This is a genomic window from Nesterenkonia lutea (assembly GCF_014873955.1).
Lineage (GTDB): Bacteria > Actinomycetota > Actinomycetes > Actinomycetales > Micrococcaceae > Nesterenkonia > Nesterenkonia lutea.
Window position 1 is genome coordinate 832,019 of record NZ_JADBED010000001.1, and the last position, 18,451, is coordinate 850,469.

At 66.7% G+C, this 18,451-nt stretch carries 18 protein-coding genes; 16 read left to right on the forward strand and 2 right to left on the reverse strand.

Features of this window, described 5'->3' with window-relative positions; all coding sequences use genetic code 11:
- The first annotated feature begins 3 nt into the window (after positions 1-3).
- The 14 genes from thrB to H4W27_RS03905 all read left to right on the forward strand — a co-directional run bounded on the left by thrB (position 4) and on the right by H4W27_RS03905 (position 15,143).
- Positions 4-1,179 (forward strand): homoserine kinase, encoded by a 1,176-nt coding sequence (gene thrB / locus H4W27_RS03840; RefSeq protein ID WP_225938993.1) that lies wholly within the window; start codon positions 4-6, stop codon positions 1,177-1,179.
- Positions 1,180-1,483: 304 nt separating this feature from the next.
- Positions 1,484-3,799, forward strand: a complete 2,316-nt coding sequence (gene rho / locus H4W27_RS03845) for a transcription termination factor Rho (protein ID WP_192594758.1) — start codon at positions 1,484-1,486, stop codon at positions 3,797-3,799.
- A gap of 141 nt (positions 3,800-3,940) precedes the next feature.
- Positions 3,941-5,023 carry a peptide chain release factor 1 gene (prfA, locus tag H4W27_RS03850; protein ID WP_192596411.1) on the forward strand — a complete coding sequence of 361 codons (1,083 nt, stop codon included), beginning with the start codon at positions 3,941-3,943 and terminating at the stop codon, positions 5,021-5,023.
- A 5-nt stretch (positions 5,024-5,028) separates the two neighbouring features.
- Positions 5,029-5,994, forward strand: a complete 966-nt coding sequence (gene prmC, locus H4W27_RS03855) for a peptide chain release factor N(5)-glutamine methyltransferase (protein WP_192594759.1) — start codon at positions 5,029-5,031, stop codon at positions 5,992-5,994.
- A complete protein-coding gene (locus tag H4W27_RS03860) occupies positions 5,982-6,659 on the forward strand; it encodes an L-threonylcarbamoyladenylate synthase (protein ID WP_192594760.1) in 678 nt (225 codons plus the stop codon). The genes prmC and H4W27_RS03860 overlap by 13 nt, the downstream gene beginning before the upstream one ends.
- The gene (locus tag H4W27_RS03865; protein WP_192594761.1) at positions 6,656-7,825 is read left to right on the forward strand and encodes an MraY family glycosyltransferase; all 1,170 of its coding nucleotides are present in this window, start codon (positions 6,656-6,658) and stop codon (positions 7,823-7,825) included. Before H4W27_RS03860 ends, H4W27_RS03865 begins: the two co-directional genes overlap by 4 nt.
- Positions 7,826-8,084: 259 nt before the next feature.
- Positions 8,085-8,876 carry a F0F1 ATP synthase subunit A gene (gene atpB, locus H4W27_RS03870; RefSeq protein WP_192594762.1) on the forward strand — a complete coding sequence of 264 codons (792 nt, stop codon included), beginning with the start codon at positions 8,085-8,087 and terminating at the stop codon, positions 8,874-8,876.
- A 138-nt stretch (positions 8,877-9,014) separates the two neighbouring features.
- Positions 9,015-9,218 (forward strand): ATP synthase F0 subunit C, encoded by a 204-nt coding sequence (locus H4W27_RS03875; RefSeq protein WP_036476452.1) that lies wholly within the window; start codon positions 9,015-9,017, stop codon positions 9,216-9,218.
- Positions 9,219-9,298: 80 nt separating this feature from the next.
- Positions 9,299-9,868: a F0F1 ATP synthase subunit B gene (locus H4W27_RS03880; RefSeq protein ID WP_192594763.1), complete on the forward strand. Its 570-nt coding sequence runs from the start codon at positions 9,299-9,301 to the stop codon at positions 9,866-9,868.
- Complete coding sequence (locus tag H4W27_RS03885; RefSeq protein WP_192594764.1) at positions 9,868-10,677, forward strand: F0F1 ATP synthase subunit delta; 810 nt, start codon at positions 9,868-9,870, stop codon at positions 10,675-10,677. The genes H4W27_RS03880 and H4W27_RS03885 overlap by 1 nt, the downstream gene beginning before the upstream one ends.
- A 91-nt stretch (positions 10,678-10,768) precedes the next feature.
- The gene (atpA, locus tag H4W27_RS03890) at positions 10,769-12,397 is read left to right on the forward strand and encodes a F0F1 ATP synthase subunit alpha (RefSeq protein ID WP_192594765.1); all 1,629 of its coding nucleotides are present in this window, start codon (positions 10,769-10,771) and stop codon (positions 12,395-12,397) included.
- A 54-nt stretch (positions 12,398-12,451) separates the two neighbouring features.
- Positions 12,452-13,345, forward strand: coding sequence for a F0F1 ATP synthase subunit gamma (locus H4W27_RS03895; RefSeq protein ID WP_192594766.1), 894 nt, complete (start codon positions 12,452-12,454; stop codon positions 13,343-13,345).
- 68 nt (positions 13,346-13,413) lie between these two features.
- Positions 13,414-14,874 carry a F0F1 ATP synthase subunit beta gene (gene atpD / locus H4W27_RS03900; protein ID WP_192594767.1) on the forward strand — a complete coding sequence of 487 codons (1,461 nt, stop codon included), beginning with the start codon at positions 13,414-13,416 and terminating at the stop codon, positions 14,872-14,874.
- A gap of 2 nt (positions 14,875-14,876) precedes the next feature.
- Positions 14,877-15,143: a F0F1 ATP synthase subunit epsilon gene (locus tag H4W27_RS03905; RefSeq protein WP_192594768.1), complete on the forward strand. Its 267-nt coding sequence runs from the start codon at positions 14,877-14,879 to the stop codon at positions 15,141-15,143.
- A 111-nt stretch (positions 15,144-15,254) separates the two neighbouring features.
- Here the strand turns inward: H4W27_RS03905 and nucS are convergent, their stop codons facing one another.
- A complete protein-coding gene (gene nucS / locus H4W27_RS03910) occupies positions 15,255-15,947 on the reverse strand; it encodes an endonuclease NucS (protein WP_192594769.1) in 693 nt (230 codons plus the stop codon).
- A gap of 80 nt (positions 15,948-16,027) precedes the next feature.
- On the opposite strand from nucS, the gene H4W27_RS03915 reads away from it, so the two are divergent.
- Both H4W27_RS03915 and H4W27_RS03920 read left to right on the forward strand, forming a co-directional pair.
- Positions 16,028-16,339: a hypothetical protein gene (locus tag H4W27_RS03915; protein WP_192594770.1), complete on the forward strand. Its 312-nt coding sequence runs from the start codon at positions 16,028-16,030 to the stop codon at positions 16,337-16,339.
- A 4-nt stretch (positions 16,340-16,343) separates the two neighbouring features.
- Positions 16,344-17,120, forward strand: a complete 777-nt coding sequence (locus H4W27_RS03920) for an alpha/beta hydrolase (protein ID WP_192594771.1) — start codon at positions 16,344-16,346, stop codon at positions 17,118-17,120.
- Between the two features lie 85 nt (positions 17,121-17,205).
- Here H4W27_RS03920 and H4W27_RS03925 read toward each other — a convergent pair whose 3' ends face one another.
- On the reverse strand, positions 17,206-18,429 hold the full coding sequence (locus H4W27_RS03925; RefSeq protein WP_318782126.1) for an AI-2E family transporter: 1,224 nt from the start codon (positions 18,427-18,429) through the stop codon (positions 17,206-17,208).
- Positions 18,430-18,451: the final 22 nt, after the last annotated feature.

The window sequence follows — 18,451 nt, forward strand, 5'->3', positions numbered from 1 at the left end:
CCCATGACCGGCGCGGGCTCGACGACGGGCCCTGGCTCGGGGACCGGCCGGCAGAGCCTGGACAGGCTCGGTCAGGGGCTGGCGCCGGAGGAGGCCCTGATCGGCGAGGAAGCTGAGGAGTCGGAGCGGCGAGCGAGCCAGGGCGGGCTCCTGGATCCGCTGTCTGCGCCGGTGATGTTTCACCTGCGCGTGCCCGCCACCTCCGCGAATCTCGGCCCCGGCTACGACACCATGGGCCTGGCGCTGGGCCTGTACGACGAGATCACCGTCGAGGCCTCGCCGCGCCGCGCGGCCGAGGCGAACATCGAGATCAGCGTCGAGGGAGAAGGGGCGGCGACCCTGCCCCGTGATGCTTCGCACCTGGTGGTGACCCTGGTCGAGAAGATCCTCACCGCCAAGGGCTACAGCCTGCCAGATCTTCGGGTCAGGGCGCAGAACAACATCCCGCACAGCCGAGGGCTCGGATCCTCGGCCTCGGCCGTGGCATCCGCGGTGATGACCGCCGATGCGCTGCTGCCCGAGGGGCTGACCGAGGACGAGAAGCTGCAGATCGGCTCGCGGATCGAAGGCCACCCGGACAACTATGTGCCGGCTCTGCGCGGCGGGGTCGCGATCTCCTGGCAGCAGATGCCGGGTGTGTTGAGCGCGGGAGGCGAGGGTGACGCCGCAGGGGCCTCGGCAGGAGATGCCCGCGCCGCACCCGCTCCCGGGGTCTTCAAGACGGCCCGCCTCGCCCCGCATCCTCTGCTGCGCACTGTGGTCGCGGTCCCAAACTTCGAACAGTCCACCCAGGTGGCCCGTGATCTGCTGCCGGCCCAGGTGGAGCATGCCCTCGCCGCCCGCAACTCTGCCCGCGCGGCGCTGCTCGTGCATGCCCTGACCAGCGCTCCGGAGCTGCTGCTGGAGGCCACCGAGGACTCCCTTCACCAGGAACAGCGCCGACCGGCGTTCCCCGGATCGATGGCGCTGGTGGACTCTCTGCGCGCCGCCGGGTTCCCGGCGGTGATCTCTGGAGCTGGACCTTCGGTCCTGGTGCTGGCCGCCGGCGACGAACAGGCCCGGGCCGCAGCTGAGCACATCGCTGTGCTCGGTGGACCCGACTCGCGGGGCCACGTGTTCACCCCCACGATCCTGCCGATCGCAGAGTCAGGTGCTACAGTGGAGGCACATCAGCGATGAGGTGTGCTTCGCATACTGTCCTATAGGACCACCATGATGGCTCCGCAGGAATCACCGCGATGTTCTTTCGCGCGAGTTGCGCTTTTTCCTGAGCGCGCTGGCCGCTGCCTTCTCACCGAGAGGGATCCACCGGCCCCGCGATGATCTCACTCCCCGACGGGGACGAGGACCATGCAAGAAAACTCCCCAACTGTTGTATGCGTGAAAGAAACAGACATCATCCAACGGACTTCTGACGCTCCGTTGACGACACCGCAGGACGGCGCATCCGCCGGGCCTGCCTGACGAGGGGGAAGGAACCTTCGTGACAGAAACCACCGCTGAGACCACTCAGACTCAGGACGCCGAGAAGGCCGAGTCTGCTGCACCCGAGGCCAAGAGCTCCGGGCTTGCCGGTCTGAAGCTCGCCCAGCTGCAGGCACTCGCCTCCCAGCTGGGCATCACCGGAAGCTCCCGGATGCGCAAATCTGCTCTGGTGGAGGCCATCTCCTCCCACCAGCGCGGTGGCGCCGTCGCCGAGCGCGACAAGAAGCAGGACCAGTCGGCCGCAGAGGGCCGTGACGGCCAGTCCACCAAGGGTGGAAAGCCCGAAGAGCAGGGCGGGGCCGAACAGCCCGCCGCGCCGAAGCGCAACCGGCGCCGGTCCAAGGCCGAGCCCGCTGCGCAGGACGCCCAGCCGAGCGAACCTGTCCAGAACGGCACCAGCGTCGACAACGCTGAGAAGGCCGAAGACGCTGGGAACGCCCAGAACACGCCAGACTCCCAGAACCCGCGCTCCGAGAACGGGCGAGCCCAGAACGGCCGCGGTGACGATGTCGCCGAGAATCGCAGTGCCGATCAGCAGGGTGGCGACAGCAACGGAGCCGAGGATTCCAGCGAGGGTCAGCCCCGCGGACGCAATCGCAACCGGCGCAATCGCAATCGCGAAGACAACGCCGCACAGCAGCAGGCACAGCAGCAGAACGCCCAGCAGCCCGACGCCCAGCAGTCCAGCAGCACGGACCAGGACAACGACGGCGAGGGCCGCGGCCGCCGCAGCCGCAATGACGGCAGCAACCGGAACAGCCGCAACGACGACGGCGGACGTGACAACAGCCGCAGCGACGACGGCGGGCGTGACAACAGCCGCAACGACGAAGGCGGACGTGACAACAACCGCAACGACGGCGGCGGTCGCAACAACCGCAACGACGACGGCGGGCGTGACAACAACCGCAACGACGGCGGCGGTCGCAACAACCGCAACGACGACGGCGGGCGGAACAACCGCGGTGACGATGGCGGGCGCAACCGCGCTGACGGCGGCCGGGATGAAGAACGCCGCAACCGCCGCAACCGGAACCGCAACGATCGCAATGACCGGGGCGATCGCAATGACCGCAACGATCGCAACGACCGCAATGATCGCAGCGACCGCAACAGCCGTCGGCGCGGACGCGATCCCGAGATCGACGACACCGAGGTCACCGAGGACGACGTCCTGGTGCCGGTGGCAGGCATCCTGGACGTGCTGGACAACTACGCATTCGTGCGCACCTCGGGCTACCTGCCGGGGCCGAACGACGTCTATGTCTCGCTGGCCCAGGTCAAGCGGCACAACCTGCGCAAGGGCGACGCGGTCCACGGCCACATCCGGGCCCCGCGCGAGGGTGAGAACCCGAACAAGCGTCCCAAGTTCAACGCGCTGGTGAAGCTGGATGCAGTCAACGGACGTCCCTCAGAGGCCAACGAAGACCGCGTCGAGTTCAGCAAGCTCGTCCCGCTCTATCCTCAGGACCGTCTGCGTCTGGAAGGGGACCCGAAGAACATCGCGCCCCGCGTGATCGATCTGGTCGCCCCCATCGGCAAGGGTCAGCGCGGTCTGATCGTCTCCCCGCCCAAGGCGGGCAAGACGATCATCCTGCAGGCCCTGGCCAGCTCGATCAAGATCAACAATCCTGAGGTTCACCTCATGATGGTCCTGGTCGACGAGCGCCCTGAAGAGGTCACCGACATGCAGCGCACGGTCGACGGCGAAGTCATCGCCTCGACCTTCGACCGCCCCGCTGACGACCACACCACAGTGGCCGAGCTGGCCATCGAACGCGCGAAGCGTCTGGTCGAGCTGGGCAAGGACGTCGTCGTGCTGCTGGATTCGATGACGCGTCTGGGTCGTGCCTACAACACCGCGGCTCCGGCCTCAGGCCGAATCCTCTCCGGCGGTGTGGATGCCAACGCGCTCTACCCGCCGAAGCGATTCTTCGGTGCGGCCCGCAACATCGAGAACGGCGGCTCGCTGACCATTCTCGCGACCGCGCTCGTGGAGACCGGGTCCAAGATGGACGAGGTCATCTTCGAGGAGTTCAAGGGCACCGGCAACATGGAGCTGCGTCTGTCCCGCCGTCTGGCGGACAAGCGCATCTTCCCGGCGGTCAACGTCAACGAGTCCTCCACCCGTCGCGAGGAGAATCTCCTCTCGACGGAGGAGGTCAAGATCATGTGGAAGCTGCGCCGCGTCCTCTCCGGACTCGAGCAGGAGCAGGGTCTTGAGCTGCTGATCAACAAGCTCAAGGAGACCCAGTCAAATGCTGAGTTCCTGATGCTCGCGTCCAAGACCGCGCTCGGAGACAAGGGCAACTAGCCGCCTGAACAGCTGAAGCCCGGGGAGAGCGTGAGCTCGCCCCGGGCTTCGCCTGTACCGTCCCGGTCCGCAACCGCCCGCGTCGTCGCGGCGTCACGGAAGTAGAGAGAACCCGCCATGAGCGCAGAGATCAACGCCCGGATGTTCGACTCCGTCTCCACGCTGCTCGCCGAGCATGCGGAGCTCCAGGAGAAGCTCGCTGACCCCGAGGTGCACGCCGATCAGTCCCTGGCGCGCCGTCTGGGCCGAAGGTATGCCCAGCTCAACGGGGTTGCCGAGGCTCATCGGAACTGGAAGCGGCTCAGCGAGGACCTGGCGACCACTCAGGAGCTCGCCGAGGAGGACTCTGATTTCGCCGCAGAGATCCCGGCCCTGACCCAGCAGCTGGAGGCCGCTGCGGCCAAGCTGCTGCGCATGCTGATACCCCGCGATGAGAACGACGTCCGCAATGTCATCATCGAGGTCAAGGGTGGCGCTGGAGGCGACGAGGCGGCGCTCTTCGCAGGAGACCTGCTCAGGATGTACACCCGCTATGCCGAATCCAAGGGGTGGAAGACCGAGATCCTCTCCTCCACCACATCGGACGCCGGCGGGTACAAGGATGTGCAGATGGCGATCAAGTCCTCCACCAATGATCCGGCCCAGGGCGTCTACGCCCACCTGAAGTTCGAAGGCGGGGTGCACCGGGTCCAGCGCGTTCCCGAGACGGAGTCTCAGGGACGCATCCACACCTCGGCCGCCGGCGTGCTGGTGCTGCCGGAGGTGGACGAGCCCGAGGAGATCGAACTCGCACAGAACGATCTCAAGATCGACGTCTACCGCTCCTCCGGGCCCGGCGGACAGAGCGTGAACACCACCGACTCCGCCGTGCGCATCACCCACCTTCCGACCGGGATCGTGGTGGCCATGCAGAATGAGAAGTCGCAGCTGCAGAACAAGGAGGCGGCGATGCGTGTGCTGCGCTCCCGCATCCTCGCTCATCAGCAGGAGCAGATCGACGCGGACAATGCCCAGGTGCGCAAGTCTCAGGTCCGCACCATGGACCGCTCGGAGCGGATCCGCACCTATAACTACCCGGAGAACCGGATCGCCGATCATCGCACCGGTTATAAGGCCTACAACCTCGACACCGTGATCAACGGGGACCTCGAAGCCGTGATCCAGTCCTGCGTCGAGCTCGACGAGCAGGAGCGGCTCGCCGCGCTGAACAACACCGAGGATTGAGCGAGATGGTCCAGCAGGAGTCCGGAGCTCATTCCTCTCCAGAGATCAAGCACCGCCCGGGAGGGCAGCACGCCGACGTGCTGCTGAAGACGGGTGCCGATCGCCTCACCGAGGCGGGAGTGCCCAGTCCGCGGACGGATGCCGAGATCCTCGCCGCCCACGTGCTGGGCGTGCCGCGGGGAAGACTCGCGGCGATGGCCATCGCCGGCAGCGACGTCTCGTCCGGGGATGCCTCTCGCTACCTCGACCTGGTGGAGGAGCGCGCCAGCCGCGTTCCGCTGCAGCACCTGACCGGACTGGCTCCGTTCCGTCATCTGGAGCTCCGCGTGGGACCGGGGGTCTTCATACCCCGCCCAGAGACCGAGCAGGTCGCCCAGGCGGCTCTCGATCAGCTGGCCCGGGTGGCGCAGAGCCGCCCTGCACAGTGGCGGCCGCGCGTGATCGACCTCGGCACCGGTTCCGGTGCGCTCGCCGCGGCCATCGCCTCGGAGCATCCGGGCGCTGAGGTCCACGCAGTGGAGCTCTCGGCGCAGGCCGCGGCCTGGGCCGAGATGAATCTGCGCCCGCTGGGAGTGACCTTGCATCAGCGTGACCTGCGTGAGGTGCCCGCAGACTGGGAGTCGAGCTTCGACGTCGTCGTGTCCAATCCCCCCTACATTCCCGCCGGCATGGTCCCGCGGGAGGAGGAGGTGCGCGTCCACGACCCCGAACTGGCGCTCTACGGCGGCGGAGCGGACGGGCTGAGCATGCCCCACGCCGTGATCGCCGCCGCCAAGCGGCTGCTCGTGCCGGGAGGCTGGTTCATCCTGGAGCATGCCGAGGTGCAGGCGCCTGTGCTCGCGGAGCACTGCCGCGCGGACGCAGCGCTGGAGCGGGTCGCCACCCACCAGGACCTCGCCGGGAGGGACCGGGCGACAAGCGCGCACCTTGGCGAGGAACCGGCACCGAGCGTGGAAGAATGGCGCGCGTGAGCCGAACAGTCGACTGCATGGACCCCGCATCCCGCGCACAGGGAATCGCCCAGGCCCAGGACGCGCTCTCCCGCGGGGAGGTCGTGGTCCTGCCCACCGACACCGTGTACGGCATCGGCGCCGATGCGTTCTCCCCACAGGCGGTGGCGGTGCTGCTCGCGGCCAAGGGACGCAGCCGCACGATGCCGCCGCCGGTGCTGATCGGACGTGCCGAGGTCATGGACGCGCTGGCCATCGACGTGCCGGATCATGCGCGCAGGCTCGCCGAAGCGTTCTGGCCCGGCGCGATGACACTCATCCTGCAGGCTCAGCCGTCTCTGCACTGGGACCTGGGGGAGACCCACGGGACCGTCGCGCTGCGCATGCCCGCGGATGAGCTGGCCCTGGACCTGCTCAACGCCACCGGACCACTGGCGGTGTCCTCGGCGAACCGCACCGGCATGGACGCCGCGACCACCATCCACCAGGCTCAGCAGATGCTGGCCGAGTCGGTCTCTGTCTACCTCGACGACGGCGAACGAAGCGCCAGCGCCGCATCGACGATCATCGACGCCACGGTGACTCCGCCCCGTGTGGTGCGCGCGGGTGCGCTCCCGCTGGCTGAGATCCAGGCCATCGAGCCCAGCGTCCTCTCCGACGCAGAGGCGTCCGACTCACCCTCATGATCTATTTCCTGGCCGTCCTCGCCGTCTCCATGGTGGTCACCTATCTGCTGACCCCGCTGGTCCGCACGGTCGCCATGAAGCTGGGCATCTACACGCAGATCCGCGACCGTGATGTGCACAGTCAGATCAAGCCACGCTGGGGCGGTGTGGCGATGTTCCTCGGCATGGTGGTGGGACTCGCGGCCGCCTCCACCATTCCCTATCTCGGGGGCATCTTCGCCGATCTGACCCCGGTGCGCGGCATCCTGGCGGCGATGGTGCTGATCCTCGTGGTCGGCATGGCCGACGACGCCTGGGACATCCCCTGGATGGTCAAGCTCGCCGGGCAGGTGGGCTCGGCAGTGATCCTGGTGCTGCATGGGATCCAGCTCGAGGTCATGCCGGTGGGCTGGCTGGGCGTCGGGGGACCCTGGGTGCAGGCCTTCCTCACCGTGTTCGTGGTGGTGCTGACCATCAATGCCTTCAACTTCATCGACGGCCTGGACGGCCTGGCCGCAGGCGTCGCCGCCCTGGGCGGTGCCGCGTTCTTCATCTACAGCTATCTGCTCACGCTTTCGATCAATGCCTTCGACGCCTCCAACCTGGTGACCCTGCTGATGGCCGTGCTCCTCGGGTCATGCCTGGGCTTCCTGCCGCATAATTTCTACCCCTCGAAGATCATCATGGGCGACACCGGGGCGATGCTGCTGGGACTGGTCATGGCGGCCGGGGCCCTCGCGGTGACGGCCGACGTCGGGCAGCTGGGTGAGGGCTTCCGCTTCCGCAACGTCCCCGCGTACATGCCGATCCTGCTGCCGCTGGCGGTGACCCTGCTGCCGCTGCTGGACCTGGCCCTGGCCGTGGCCCGCCGGACCGCACGCGGCGCCTCGCCCTTCAGCCCCGACCGCGGACATCTGCACCACAAGCTGGTCGACGGCGGCTACTCCCACCCGCAGGCAGTGCTGCTGCTCTATCTCTGGTCCGGTCTCTTCGCCTTCGGCGCGGTCTCCTTCAACTTCATCGACTGGTGGATCGTCACGCTGGGCATGGTGCTCAGCCTCGGCGCCGCGGTGGTGCTGACCCTGGGTCCATGGCTGCGCCGGCGAGCCCTGCGAGTCAATCGGGCGGCGGCCCAGCAGGTCCTGCGCGAGCGGGTCACACGTTCTGCCTCACGGCGTCGAGACTAGATCCGCGACTGTTGCGCCGGGGTCCCGTGCGCGGTGACGGACCCCGTAATTCTGATAGGCTCTTGGGGACTTACCACCGAGTTCTGTGTCCTTTGACACCTGCGGTGGAAAGTTGCCTGTGAACGGTCGTTCGGGAGTCTCTCGATAGGCTGGCGGTTCACTTCAAGGCGAGACGGAGTTGATCCGGCTCCCGATGCCCGGGGCACCAGCCCACTGACGGACACCGCAGAGAGGACCAGCGTTGCATTCGCTTGCGCTCATGGCCACCAATGAAGGTGGCTTCCAGCCGCCCACGATCTCCGAGACGCACCTCCCAGAGATCTTCCCCTGGATGGCGGAGTGGGGGACCGGCTTCGGCAAGAACATGCTGATGGTCATTCTTTCGGTCATCGTCATCTCCTGGTTCTTCATGTGGGCGATCCGGAAGCAGTCCATCGTCCCCTCACGCGCACAGTACATCGCAGAAGCCGGATACGGGTTCGTGCGGCACACACTCGGTCGCGACATCCTCGGCGAGAAGCACTTCCGCCAGTGGATTCCTCTGCTCTTCGCCGTCTTCTTCTTCGTGCTGGTGAACAACATCTTCGGAGCCGTCCCGGGGCTCCAGCTGCCCACGTTCTCGCACGCCGGTCCGGCCTATGCGCTGGCCGTCATCATCTGGGCGACCTGGATCGTGCTCGGGTTCAAGACCCACGGCCCGAAGTTCATCAAGCTCATGACGGTGCCCTCGGGCGTGCCGAAGTGGCTGCTCCCGCTGCTCGTGGTCCTGGAGTTCCTCTCGAACTTCATCATCCGGCCGCTCACGCACTCGCTGCGTCTGATGGCCGTGATGCTCGCCGGGCACATCATCGTGATGCTCGCCGGCAGCGGAGTGGAGTTCCTGGTCGCCCAGCAGGGCGGTCTGGCTGACTACGGGCTCGGCGGGCTGATCCTGATCGGCTCCATCCCGCTGTACTTCCTGGAGCTCGTGATGATGGTCCTGCAGGCCTTCGTCTTCGCCCTGCTGACCGCGATCTACATCCAGGGCTCGATCGAGGCAGACGCCCACTGATCAGATTTCCTCAAGGCGGCTCGATGTCTCCCCGGAGATCTCGAGCGGCAGCGGCGGACCGGCACATGCCGGAAAGCCTGACACTGAACCGTCCGCGTGACACGCACGCCGGACTCAGACAGAAAGTGAGCAACACATATGGACGGCACACTGAACATGGTCGGCATGGGTCTCGCAGGCTTCGGCGCTGCACTGGCCATCGGCATGATCTTCTCGGCCTACCTCAACGGTGTGGCACGGCAGCCAGAGGCGCAGCGCGTCCTGCAGCCGATCGCGATCCTCGGCTTCGCACTCGCAGAGGCGGTCTTCATCCTTGCCATCGTCTTCGCCTTCGTGCTCTGACGCTGGTCCGATTCTTCTGGGACGGGCTCGGTGCTCCGAGCTCTCTGAGATCGTCTGACTACTGAAAAAAGGGTGAACACATGATCAGTGCATCTCTGATCCAGGCAGCAGAAGGCGACGCCAACCCATTGCTTCCCAATCCCTGGGAAGCACTGGTCGTGGGACTGGGCTTCCTGGTGCTGCTGGGCGTCGTCAAGAAATGGATTGCGCCCGCGTTCGAGAAGGCTTATCAGGCCCGCATCCACGCCATCGAAGGTGGCTTGAACGAGGCAGAGAAGGCCAAGGCTGAGGCCGAGGCCATGAAGGCCGAGTACGAGAAGAACCTGGGCGAGGCACGTGCCGAGGCGAGCCGCCTCCGCGAGGAGGCCCGCGCCGAAGGTGCCGAGATCGTCGCCGAGCACAAGGAGAAGGCAGCCGCCGAGGCGGCCCGCATCACCGAGCAGGCTCAGCAGCAGATCGCCGCCGAGCGCGCCTCGGCCGCGAACTCGCTCAAGGCTGAGGTCGGCACGCTGGCCACGCAGCTGGCGAGCCGGATCGTGGGCGAGGCACTCGAGGACGACAACCGCTCCCAGCGCGTGGTGGATCGCTTCCTGGCCGATCTCGATGCTGATCAGTCAGCACAGGCCGGCCAGACAGGAGCAGCACAGTAATGGCAGCGGTGACCACCGAATCCCTCGCAGCAGTGCAGCGGGAGCTCGCGGAGTCAGTGGCTCAGGCCGATCTCGAGGTCGCCGAGGAGCTCTTCGCCGCATTGGACGTTCTCGACTCCTCGGCGGGGCTGCGTCGCAGCCTCACCGATCCGTCGCGCAGGCCGGAAGACCGGGCCGCCATGGTCCGCCGTCTCTTCGGCAGCCAGGTCAAGAGCACGACGGCGTCGGTCCTTGAGGCGCTCGTGACTCGGCGCTGGAGCCGCGAACGGGACCTGGGAGACGCCGTCGAGATCATGGCGGTGATCGTGGTGGCGGGCCAGGCCGAGCGCGAGGGACTCCGCGGACTGGAGGATCTCGAGTCTGCACTTCTGGACTTCCGTCGGACCGTGGCCTCCTCGCACGAGGTGCAGCGCGCCCTGACCGATTCCCAGGCCGGTGCAGACTCGAAGCAGCAGCTCGCTGCACGACTCACTCCCGGAGTCAGCGCACAGGCTCGGCTGCTCATCGATCGTGCTGTGACGAAACCGCGCGGGCTCCGTCCCACGCAGCTCGTCGAGCGGTTCACCGAACAGATCGCAGAACGCCAGCAGCGCTGGATCGCGCAGGTCACCGTCGCCAAAGAGCTCGACCCGGCCTATGTGCAGCGACTCGGGGCCAGCCTCGACCGTTACTTCGGCCGGGAGCTGAAACTCGACGTCGTCGTCGACCCTGCTGTGGTCGGCGGAATCCGCGTACAGGTGGGCGACGAGGTGGTCGACAGCACTGTCGCCGCCAAGCTCAATGATCTGCACCGGAAGCTGGCCAGCTAGTCTTCACAGAAGACCTAGCTCACATATACGTGAATCTTTGAACCACCCGGCCGCACACCGCGGCCATGACTGAGGAGAGCAGGGACTGCAGATGGCCGACTTGACCATCAACGCCGACGACGTCCGCAACGCCTTGAACGAGTTCGCCGCGTCCTACGACCCCGGAAGCGCCGAGCGCGTCGAGGTCGGACGTGTGATCTCCGCGGCTGACGGCATCGCTCGAGTCGAGGGACTTCCCTCGACCATGGCTAACGAACTTCTTCGCTTTGAAGACGGCACCCTGGGCCTGGCCCAGAACCTCGACACCCGAGAGATCGGCGTCGTGATCCTCGGTGAGTTCTCCGGCATCGAAGAGGGCCAGGAAGTCACGGGCACCGGCGAGGTGCTCTCCGTGCCCGTGGGTGACGAATTCCTGGGTCGCGTGGTCGACCCGCTGGGCAAGCCCATCGACGACAAGGGCGAGATCACTCCGGAGGGGCGCCGTCCGATGGAGCTTCAGGCTCCCTCAGTGGTGCAGCGCAAGTCTGTGCATGAGCCGCTGCAGACCGGCATCAAGGCGATCGACGCCATGATCCCGATCGGCCGCGGTCAGCGTCAGCTGATCATCGGGGACCGCCAGACCGGCAAGACCGCCATCGCGATCGACGCCATCCTGAACCAGAAGGCGAACTGGGAGTCCGGCGACGTCGCCAAGCAGGTCCGCTGCGTCTACGTGGCAGTGGGCCAGAAGGCGTCCACCATCGCCGCGGTGCGGCAGACCCTCGAAGAGCGCGGCGCGCTGGAGTACACCACGATCGTGGCCTCCCCGGCGTCTGATCCCGCCGGCTACAAGTACTTGGCACCGTTCGCCGGTTCGGCCATCGGCCAGCACTGGATGTACGGCGGCAAGCACGTGCTGATCGTCTTTGATGATCTCTCCAAGCAGGCCGAGGCCTACCGCGCGGTCTCGCTGCTGCTGCGTCGGCCACCGGGACGCGAAGCGTTCCCCGGCGACGTGTTCTACCTCCACTCCCGTCTGCTCGAGCGCTGTGCCAAGCTCTCCGATGAGCTCGGCGCGGGATCGATGACCGGGCTCCCGCTCATCGAGACCAAGGCGAACGACGTCTCGGCGTACATTCCGACCAACGTCATCTCCATCACCGACGGGCAGATCTTCCTGCAGTCGGACCTCTTCAACGCCAACCAGCGTCCGGCAGTCGACGTGGGCATCTCGGTGTCCCGCGTGGGTGGCGCGGCGCAGGTCAAGGCCATGAAGAAGGTCTCCGGCACGCTGAAGCTGGACCTCGCGCAGTACCGCGACATGCAGGCCTTCGCGATGTTCGCCTCGGACCTGGATCCCGCCACCCGCCAGCAGCTGGTGCGCGGCGAGCGGCAGACCGAGCTGCTCAAGCAGGCCCAGTACACGCCGTACCCGATCGAGGATCAGGTCGCCTCGATCTGGACCGGCTCCCAGGGCCACCTGGACGATGTCGAGACCGCAGACATCAAGCGCTTCGAGACGGACTGGTTGGACTACCTGCGACGCAAGACCAACGTGCTGACCAACATCGCCGCCTCGGGCAAGCTCGAGGACGACACGGTCAGCGCACTGAAGGAGGCGATGGCGGCTTTCAAGAAGGAGTTCCACGCCGAAGGTGCAGAGTCCCTCGTGGGCAGCGAGCAGACCGAAGCGATGTCCGCCGACGAGATCAGCCAGGAAGAGATTCCTGCACGAAGCTGAGGTCACCTCAGCTGAGCGGAATCACTTGCTGGACGACATCAGGGAAGGACAAGCATGGGAGCCCAGATCCGGGTCTACCGTCAGAAGATCGCATCGACTTCGTCGATGAAGAAGATCTTCAAGGCGATGGAGCTGATCGCGACCTCGCGCATCGGCAAGGCACGCAGCCGTGCGCGTGCGGCCTCGCCATACGCGGACGCCATCACTCGCGCGGTCTCCGCCGTGGCCTCGCAGAACGACATCGATCATGTGCTGACCACGAAGGTGGAGAACCCCACCCGCGCGGCAGTGCTGATCCTCACCAGCGACCGCGGTCTTGCCGGCGCCTACTCCACGAACGTGCTCAAGCGGGGCGAAGCCCTGACCAAGCGTCTGCGTGAAGATGGCAAGGAAGTCCGTCCCTACCTCTATGGACGCAAGGCTCAGGCGTTCTACGACTTCCGCGAGCGGGAGTATGACCAGGTATGGACAGGGAACACGGACGCCCCCGAGGTGGAACGAGCGCAGGAGATCGGCCGCACGCTGGTTGATCGCTTCCTGCAGCCCACTGAGGAGGACGGCGTGGATGAGCTCTACCTCGTCTACACCGAGTTCCAGTCCATGGTGAAGCAGGAGCCCGTGGCGCGACGTCTGCTGCCACTGGCCTTCGTGGAGCAGGACGATGAGGCGGCACATGAGCCCACTGCGCTCTACGACTTCGAGCCGAACCCCGAGGAGGTGCTCGATGCGCTGCTCCCGCGGTACATCGAGTCCAAGATCTTCGCGGCGATGCTCGAAGCCTCGGCCTCCGAGCTCGCGGCACGTCAGCGGGCGATGAAGTCTGCGGCCGACAACGCCGACGACCTCATCAAGAAGTACACCCTGTTGCGCAACAACGCTCGCCAGGCAGAGATCACCCAGGAGCTCAGTGAGCTCATCGCGGGTGCCGATGCCTTGGCGGCGAGCTAGCCCACGGGTGTACTCCCGCAGGCCAATAGACGTTTTGACATCATCCAAGATCAAGTGAAGTGAGAGAGATGACTGCCACTACCACAGAGCAGAGCTCCGGAGGAACCGGTCAGCCGGGTGCGACTGGTCGCATCGCCCGGGTGATCGGTCCGGTCGTGGACATCGAGTTCCCCGCCGACTCCATCCCATCGATGTACAACGCGCTCACCACCGAGGTCACCCTCGGCGGTCAGACGCGCAAGATCACGTTCGAGACCGCCGCACACCTGGGCGACAACCTCATCCGTGCGATCTCCCTGCAGGCCACTGACGGCCTGGTGCGCGGGACCCCGGTCCAGGACACCGGCTCCGCGATCTCGGTGCCCGTGGGTGAGTCCGTGAAGGGCCACATCTTCAACGTCCTGGGCGAGACCCTGGACATGCCGATCTCCGAGCTCGAGGTCAAGGATCGCTGGCCGATCCACCGTCCGGCTCCGAACTTCGCGACCCTGGAGGGCTCCACCGAGATGTTGGAGACCGGGATCAAGGTCATCGACCTGCTGACCCCGTACATCTCCGGCGGAAAGATCGGGCTCTTCGGCGGTGCCGGCGTGGGCAAGACCGTGCTCATCCAGGAGATGATCACCCGTGTGGCGCGCAACTTCGGCGGCACCTCGGTCTTCGCCGGTGTCGGTGAGCGCACCCGTGAGGGCAACGACCTCTGGGTGGAGATGGAAGAGGCAGGAGTCCTCAAGGACACCGCGCTCGTGTTCGGCCAGATGGATGAGCCGCCGGGCACGCGTCTGCGCGTGGCGCTGAGCGCGCTGACCATGGCGGAGTACTTCCGCGATGTGCAGAATCAGGACGTGCTGCTGTTCATCGACAACATCTTCCGCTTCTCCCAGGCAGGCTCCGAGGTGTCCACGCTGCTGGGCCGCATGCCCTCGGCCGTGGGCTACCAGCCGAACCTCGCCGATGAGATGGGTGTGCTCCAGGAGCGCATCACCTCGACTCGCGGTCACTCGATCACCTCGATGCAGGCTGTCTACGTTCCTGCCGATGACTACACGGACCCGGCGCCGGCGAACGTGTTCGCCCACCTGGACGCGACCACGGAGCTCTCCCGTGCGATCGCTTCGCGTGGTCTGTACCCGGCCGTGGATCCGCTGACCTCGACCTCGCGCATCCTTGACCCGCAGTATGTGGGCCAGGAGCACTATGACACGGCGACGCGAGTCAAGCAGATCCTGCAGAAGAACAAGGAGCTCCAGGACATCATCGCGATCCTCGGCATCGATGAGCTCGGCGAAGAGGACAAGATCGTCGTCTCCCGTGCCCGTCGCATCGAGCAGTTCCTGTCCCAGAACACCTACACGGCCAAGCAGTTCACCGGTGTGGACGGCTCCACCGTGGGGATCAAGGACACGATCGAGGGCTTCAACGCCATCGCCAACGGCGATCTCGACCACGTCCCCGAGCAGGCGTTCTACAACGTCGGCGGACTGGATGATGTCGAGCGCCTCTACGCCGAGATCCAGAAGAGGTCCTGATCATGGCTGAACTCGACGTCCAGGTGGTCGCCAGCGACCACGCGGTCTGGTCCGGCGCCGCCAAGTCAGTGCGCGGGCGCACGGTGGAGGGCGACATGGGAATCCTTCCAGGTCACACTCCGGTGCTCTCGCTGCTGGCGGAGGGGGAGCTGCTCATCGATCCCGTCGAGGGCGCTCCCATCAGGGCCAGGGTCAACGGCGGGTTCTTCTCCGTGGACTCGGACCGGGTGACGATCGTCGCCGATGATGCCGAGCTCGTCGAGGACTGAGCCGAGGCTCTGACGAGCTGACGACACATGCGAGCGGGCCCCGATCTCCATCATGGAGGGCGGGGCCCGCTCGTGTCTGCAACAGGCGACGGTGTCGGGTTCTGGGGCTCTCTAGAAGAGCCGGGAGTCGGCGTCGTCGACGCCGCGCATCGCGTCATAGTCCAGAACCAGGCAGCGAATGCCACGGTCCTCCGCGAGGGTGCGCGCCTGCGGCTTGATCTGCTGGGCGGCGAACACTCCCTGCACCGGTGTCAGCAGGGGGTCACGGTTCAGCAGCTCCAGATAGCGGGTGAGCTGCTCCACGCCATCGATGTCGCCACGGCGCTTGAGCTCCACGGCGACATGGCCCTGGGGCCCGCGCGCGAGAAGGTCCACCGGGCCGATGGGAGTGGGATGCTCTCGGCGGATGAGTCGGTGGCCGGCGCCGAGAAGCTCGATCTGCTCCGCGAGGAGGCGCTGCAGATCGGATTCCACGCCGTCCTTGACGAGCCCGGGATCCACGCCGAGGTCGTGGGAGACCTCTTCATGGACCTCGCTGATCAGGATGCTCAGCGTGTCATCGGTCTTGGTGGCGGAGACTGTCCAGACCTCGATGATGCCGGCTTCGCGCTGCTCGGGATCCGGGTCGGTCACGCGCAGGGTGGCCGGCGGGGACATCCAGTTCAGCGGTTTATAGGACCCGCCGTCTGAGTGGATGAGCACGCCGCCGTCGGCCTTGACCATCAGCAGGCGCGTCGCCTGGGCCAGATGGGCGTTGAGCCGGCCGGAATATGACACTGAACAGGTCGCAATCACCAATCGCACGGTGCCTGATCCTACCCGTTCCATGGACTGGGGAGCGCATCGTGCCCGCGTCGGCGGCGATCACCTGGAACAATGGACCCATGGCGAAGTCAGCGAAGGGGCCCGGCAGGCGCGGGTCGAAGTGGCAGCGCGAGCACAGGCCGCTCTCCGCAGGGGTCTTCGGTCCGGGTGCCTTCGCCACGGGGACTGTGCGCCGCAGAGACGGGGAGTACCACGTCCGGCACATCTCCGCCTCGGCCGCACAGAAGCAGTACACCTGTCCGGGGTGTCACCTGCCCGTCTCCGCCGGCACCGCGCATGTGGTGGCCTGGCGGGCCGACTCCATCTTCGGCGATGAGCACGCCGCCGCCGAGCGCCGCCACTGGCACAGCCACTGCTGGCGGATAGGCTGAACTCATGTCTGCTGACCGCTTTGAGTACACCGAAGTCCAGGATGAAGAGCTCGGGCCCAAGTCCGTGCTGCCCGCCCGGCGTGAGGAGATCACGCTGGAGACCGAGGACGGACTCAGCCTCCTCGGCGAGCTGGCGCTGCCCCTGCATGTCAGACCCGAGGCCACTCTGGTGACGTTTCACCCGCTGCCCACCCATGGCGGCTTCATGGATTCGCACCTCTACAAGAAGGCCGCCTACCGGCTCCCCGCCCTGGCGGACATCGCCGTGCTGCGCTTCAACACCCGCGGCACCAGCTCACCGCGCGGAACCTCGGAGGGCGAGTTCTCCGACGGGATCGATGAGCGTCATGACGTCGCCGCAGCGGTGCGCTTCGCCGTTGAGCGCGAGCTGCCCAACCGCTGGATGCTGGGGTGGTCCTTCGGCACCGAACTGGTGCTCAGACACGGCACCGAAGAGCCGGCGCGCTCGGGCACCCAGGGCGGCATCCTGCTCTCCCCGCCGCTGCACCGCGCTTCGGAGGAGGACCTGCGGGCCTGGAACGAGGATGGCCGGCCGCTGCGGGTGCTCGTGCCGGAGCACGACGACTTTCTCAAGCCTGACGAGGCCCGGCAGCGGTTCGCGCCGGTGTCCCAGGCGCAGCTGCGAGCAGTCGAAGGTGCCAAGCACCTCTGGGTGGGGGAGCGCTACTCCAGACTTGTGCTGGAGGACATCGCCTCCACGGTGCTCGGGGTCACTGCGGACCTGCCCACCACGTGGACAGGGCCGATGGCCTCGGAGTGACCGAGGACTCGCGGCCGGGACTGCGGGCCGCCGTCGGCATCACGGCCCGCGGCCGGGACTGCGGGCCGAACCGGCTGGGACCGGGCTAGCGCGCGTCCTGGCGTCGAATGAGGACCTCTCGGGTCAGCAGCATCACTGCGGCGGCGGTGGGTATCGCCATGAGGGCGCCCAGCACGCCCAGCAGAGTGCCCCCAGCGATCACCGAGATCACCACGACGGCGGCCGGGATCCGGACGGCACGAGCCATGATGCGCGGCGAGACCAGGTAGGCCTCCACCTGCAGGTAGACGAAGTAGATCGCGGCGAAGGTCGCGGCCGTCTGCCAGTCCACGGTCAGTCCCACGAGGGTCACCAGCGTGCCGCCGGTGACCGGACCCACCAGCGGGATGAACGCCAGCACGCCAGCCACCACGGCGAAGAGCACGCCGAAGGGCACGCCGGCGATGCTGATGGCGATGAAGGCCACGATGCCGTTGAGCACGGCGACGAAGGCCTGGCCCATCACGTAGTGGCCCACCCCGTCCAGGATGCGGTCGCCCAGGTGCTGGACCCGCTCACGGCTGGAGCGGGGGACCAGCCGGTAGCCCCAGGCTGTCATGACGGGCAGCGAGGCCAGGAAGTAGATCGCCAGCACGAAGACCACCAGGGCGCCGAGTCCGGTGGTCAGGATCGCGGTTCCCACGCCGTACAGTCCGCCCAAGGCGTTGGTGAGGTTCCCCGGATCCGAGAGGAAGCGGTTGACCTCAGTGTTGATGATCTCCTGGACCTCGAAGTCGTCCTCGACGCGTTCGAACCACTCAGACCCCAGGATGTCGTCGACCAGGCCGGGCAGCGAGCCCAGGAAGGTGCTGGTCTGCTCAGCCACCATGGGCGCGAGATCGGCGATCACCGTCGCGACGAGACCGAGGAAGACCGTGAGCGTGATCAGGACCCCGGCGGGGCGCGGGACGCCGGCGCGTTCGAGGCTGCGCACCACAGGATCCAGCCCGATGGCGATGAACAGTGCCGCTGCGATCCACACCAGCAGCTGCGCATTCGCCTGCGCCACATAGAAGACGAGCAGCGCCAGCCCGACTCCCAGTGCCAGCATGAAGCCCGTGTAGATCGGACGGGAGGCATAGGAGGCGGCCTTCTCCATGGTTCCGGTCGCGACAGGTGGAAGTCCGTACTGATCCAGCTCAGGGGCGGGGCGGCGTGGAGCGCGGCGTGCGGGTCGCCCGGAGGTGCGGCCCAGACGCGGCAGCCGGTAGCGGCGCACCAGACCCCGAAGACGTGCTCTCGGCTGAGGGTCCTGCTCGGAGTCTCTCACGCTGTCAGCCTATCCATCCCTG

What these genes read in the sequence shown, in the direction of transcription:
- thrB (WP_225938993.1), top strand. Translation starts at nt 4, where the DNA reads ATGACCGGCGCGGGCTCGACGACGGGCCCTGGCTCGGGGACCGGCCGG.
- prfA (WP_192596411.1), top strand. Translation starts at nt 3,941, where the DNA reads ATGTTCGACTCCGTCTCCACGCTGCTCGCCGAGCATGCGGAGCTCCAG.
- prmC (WP_192594759.1), top strand. Translation starts at nt 5,029, where the DNA reads ATGGTCCAGCAGGAGTCCGGAGCTCATTCCTCTCCAGAGATCAAGCAC.
- H4W27_RS03860 (WP_192594760.1), top strand. Translation starts at nt 5,982, where the DNA reads ATGGCGCGCGTGAGCCGAACAGTCGACTGCATGGACCCCGCATCCCGC.
- H4W27_RS03865 (WP_192594761.1), top strand. Translation starts at nt 6,656, where the DNA reads ATGATCTATTTCCTGGCCGTCCTCGCCGTCTCCATGGTGGTCACCTAT.
- atpB (WP_192594762.1), top strand. Translation starts at nt 8,085, where the DNA reads ATGGCCACCAATGAAGGTGGCTTCCAGCCGCCCACGATCTCCGAGACG.
- H4W27_RS03875 (WP_036476452.1), top strand. Translation starts at nt 9,015, where the DNA reads ATGGACGGCACACTGAACATGGTCGGCATGGGTCTCGCAGGCTTCGGC.
- H4W27_RS03880 (WP_192594763.1), top strand. Translation starts at nt 9,299, where the DNA reads ATGATCAGTGCATCTCTGATCCAGGCAGCAGAAGGCGACGCCAACCCA.
- H4W27_RS03885 (WP_192594764.1), top strand. Translation starts at nt 9,868, where the DNA reads ATGGCAGCGGTGACCACCGAATCCCTCGCAGCAGTGCAGCGGGAGCTC.
- atpA (WP_192594765.1), top strand. Translation starts at nt 10,769, where the DNA reads ATGGCCGACTTGACCATCAACGCCGACGACGTCCGCAACGCCTTGAAC.
- H4W27_RS03895 (WP_192594766.1), top strand. Translation starts at nt 12,452, where the DNA reads ATGGGAGCCCAGATCCGGGTCTACCGTCAGAAGATCGCATCGACTTCG.
- atpD (WP_192594767.1), top strand. Translation starts at nt 13,414, where the DNA reads ATGACTGCCACTACCACAGAGCAGAGCTCCGGAGGAACCGGTCAGCCG.
- H4W27_RS03905 (WP_192594768.1), top strand. Translation starts at nt 14,877, where the DNA reads ATGGCTGAACTCGACGTCCAGGTGGTCGCCAGCGACCACGCGGTCTGG.
- H4W27_RS03915 (WP_192594770.1), top strand. Translation starts at nt 16,028, where the DNA reads ATGGCGAAGTCAGCGAAGGGGCCCGGCAGGCGCGGGTCGAAGTGGCAG.
- H4W27_RS03920 (WP_192594771.1), top strand. Translation starts at nt 16,344, where the DNA reads ATGTCTGCTGACCGCTTTGAGTACACCGAAGTCCAGGATGAAGAGCTC.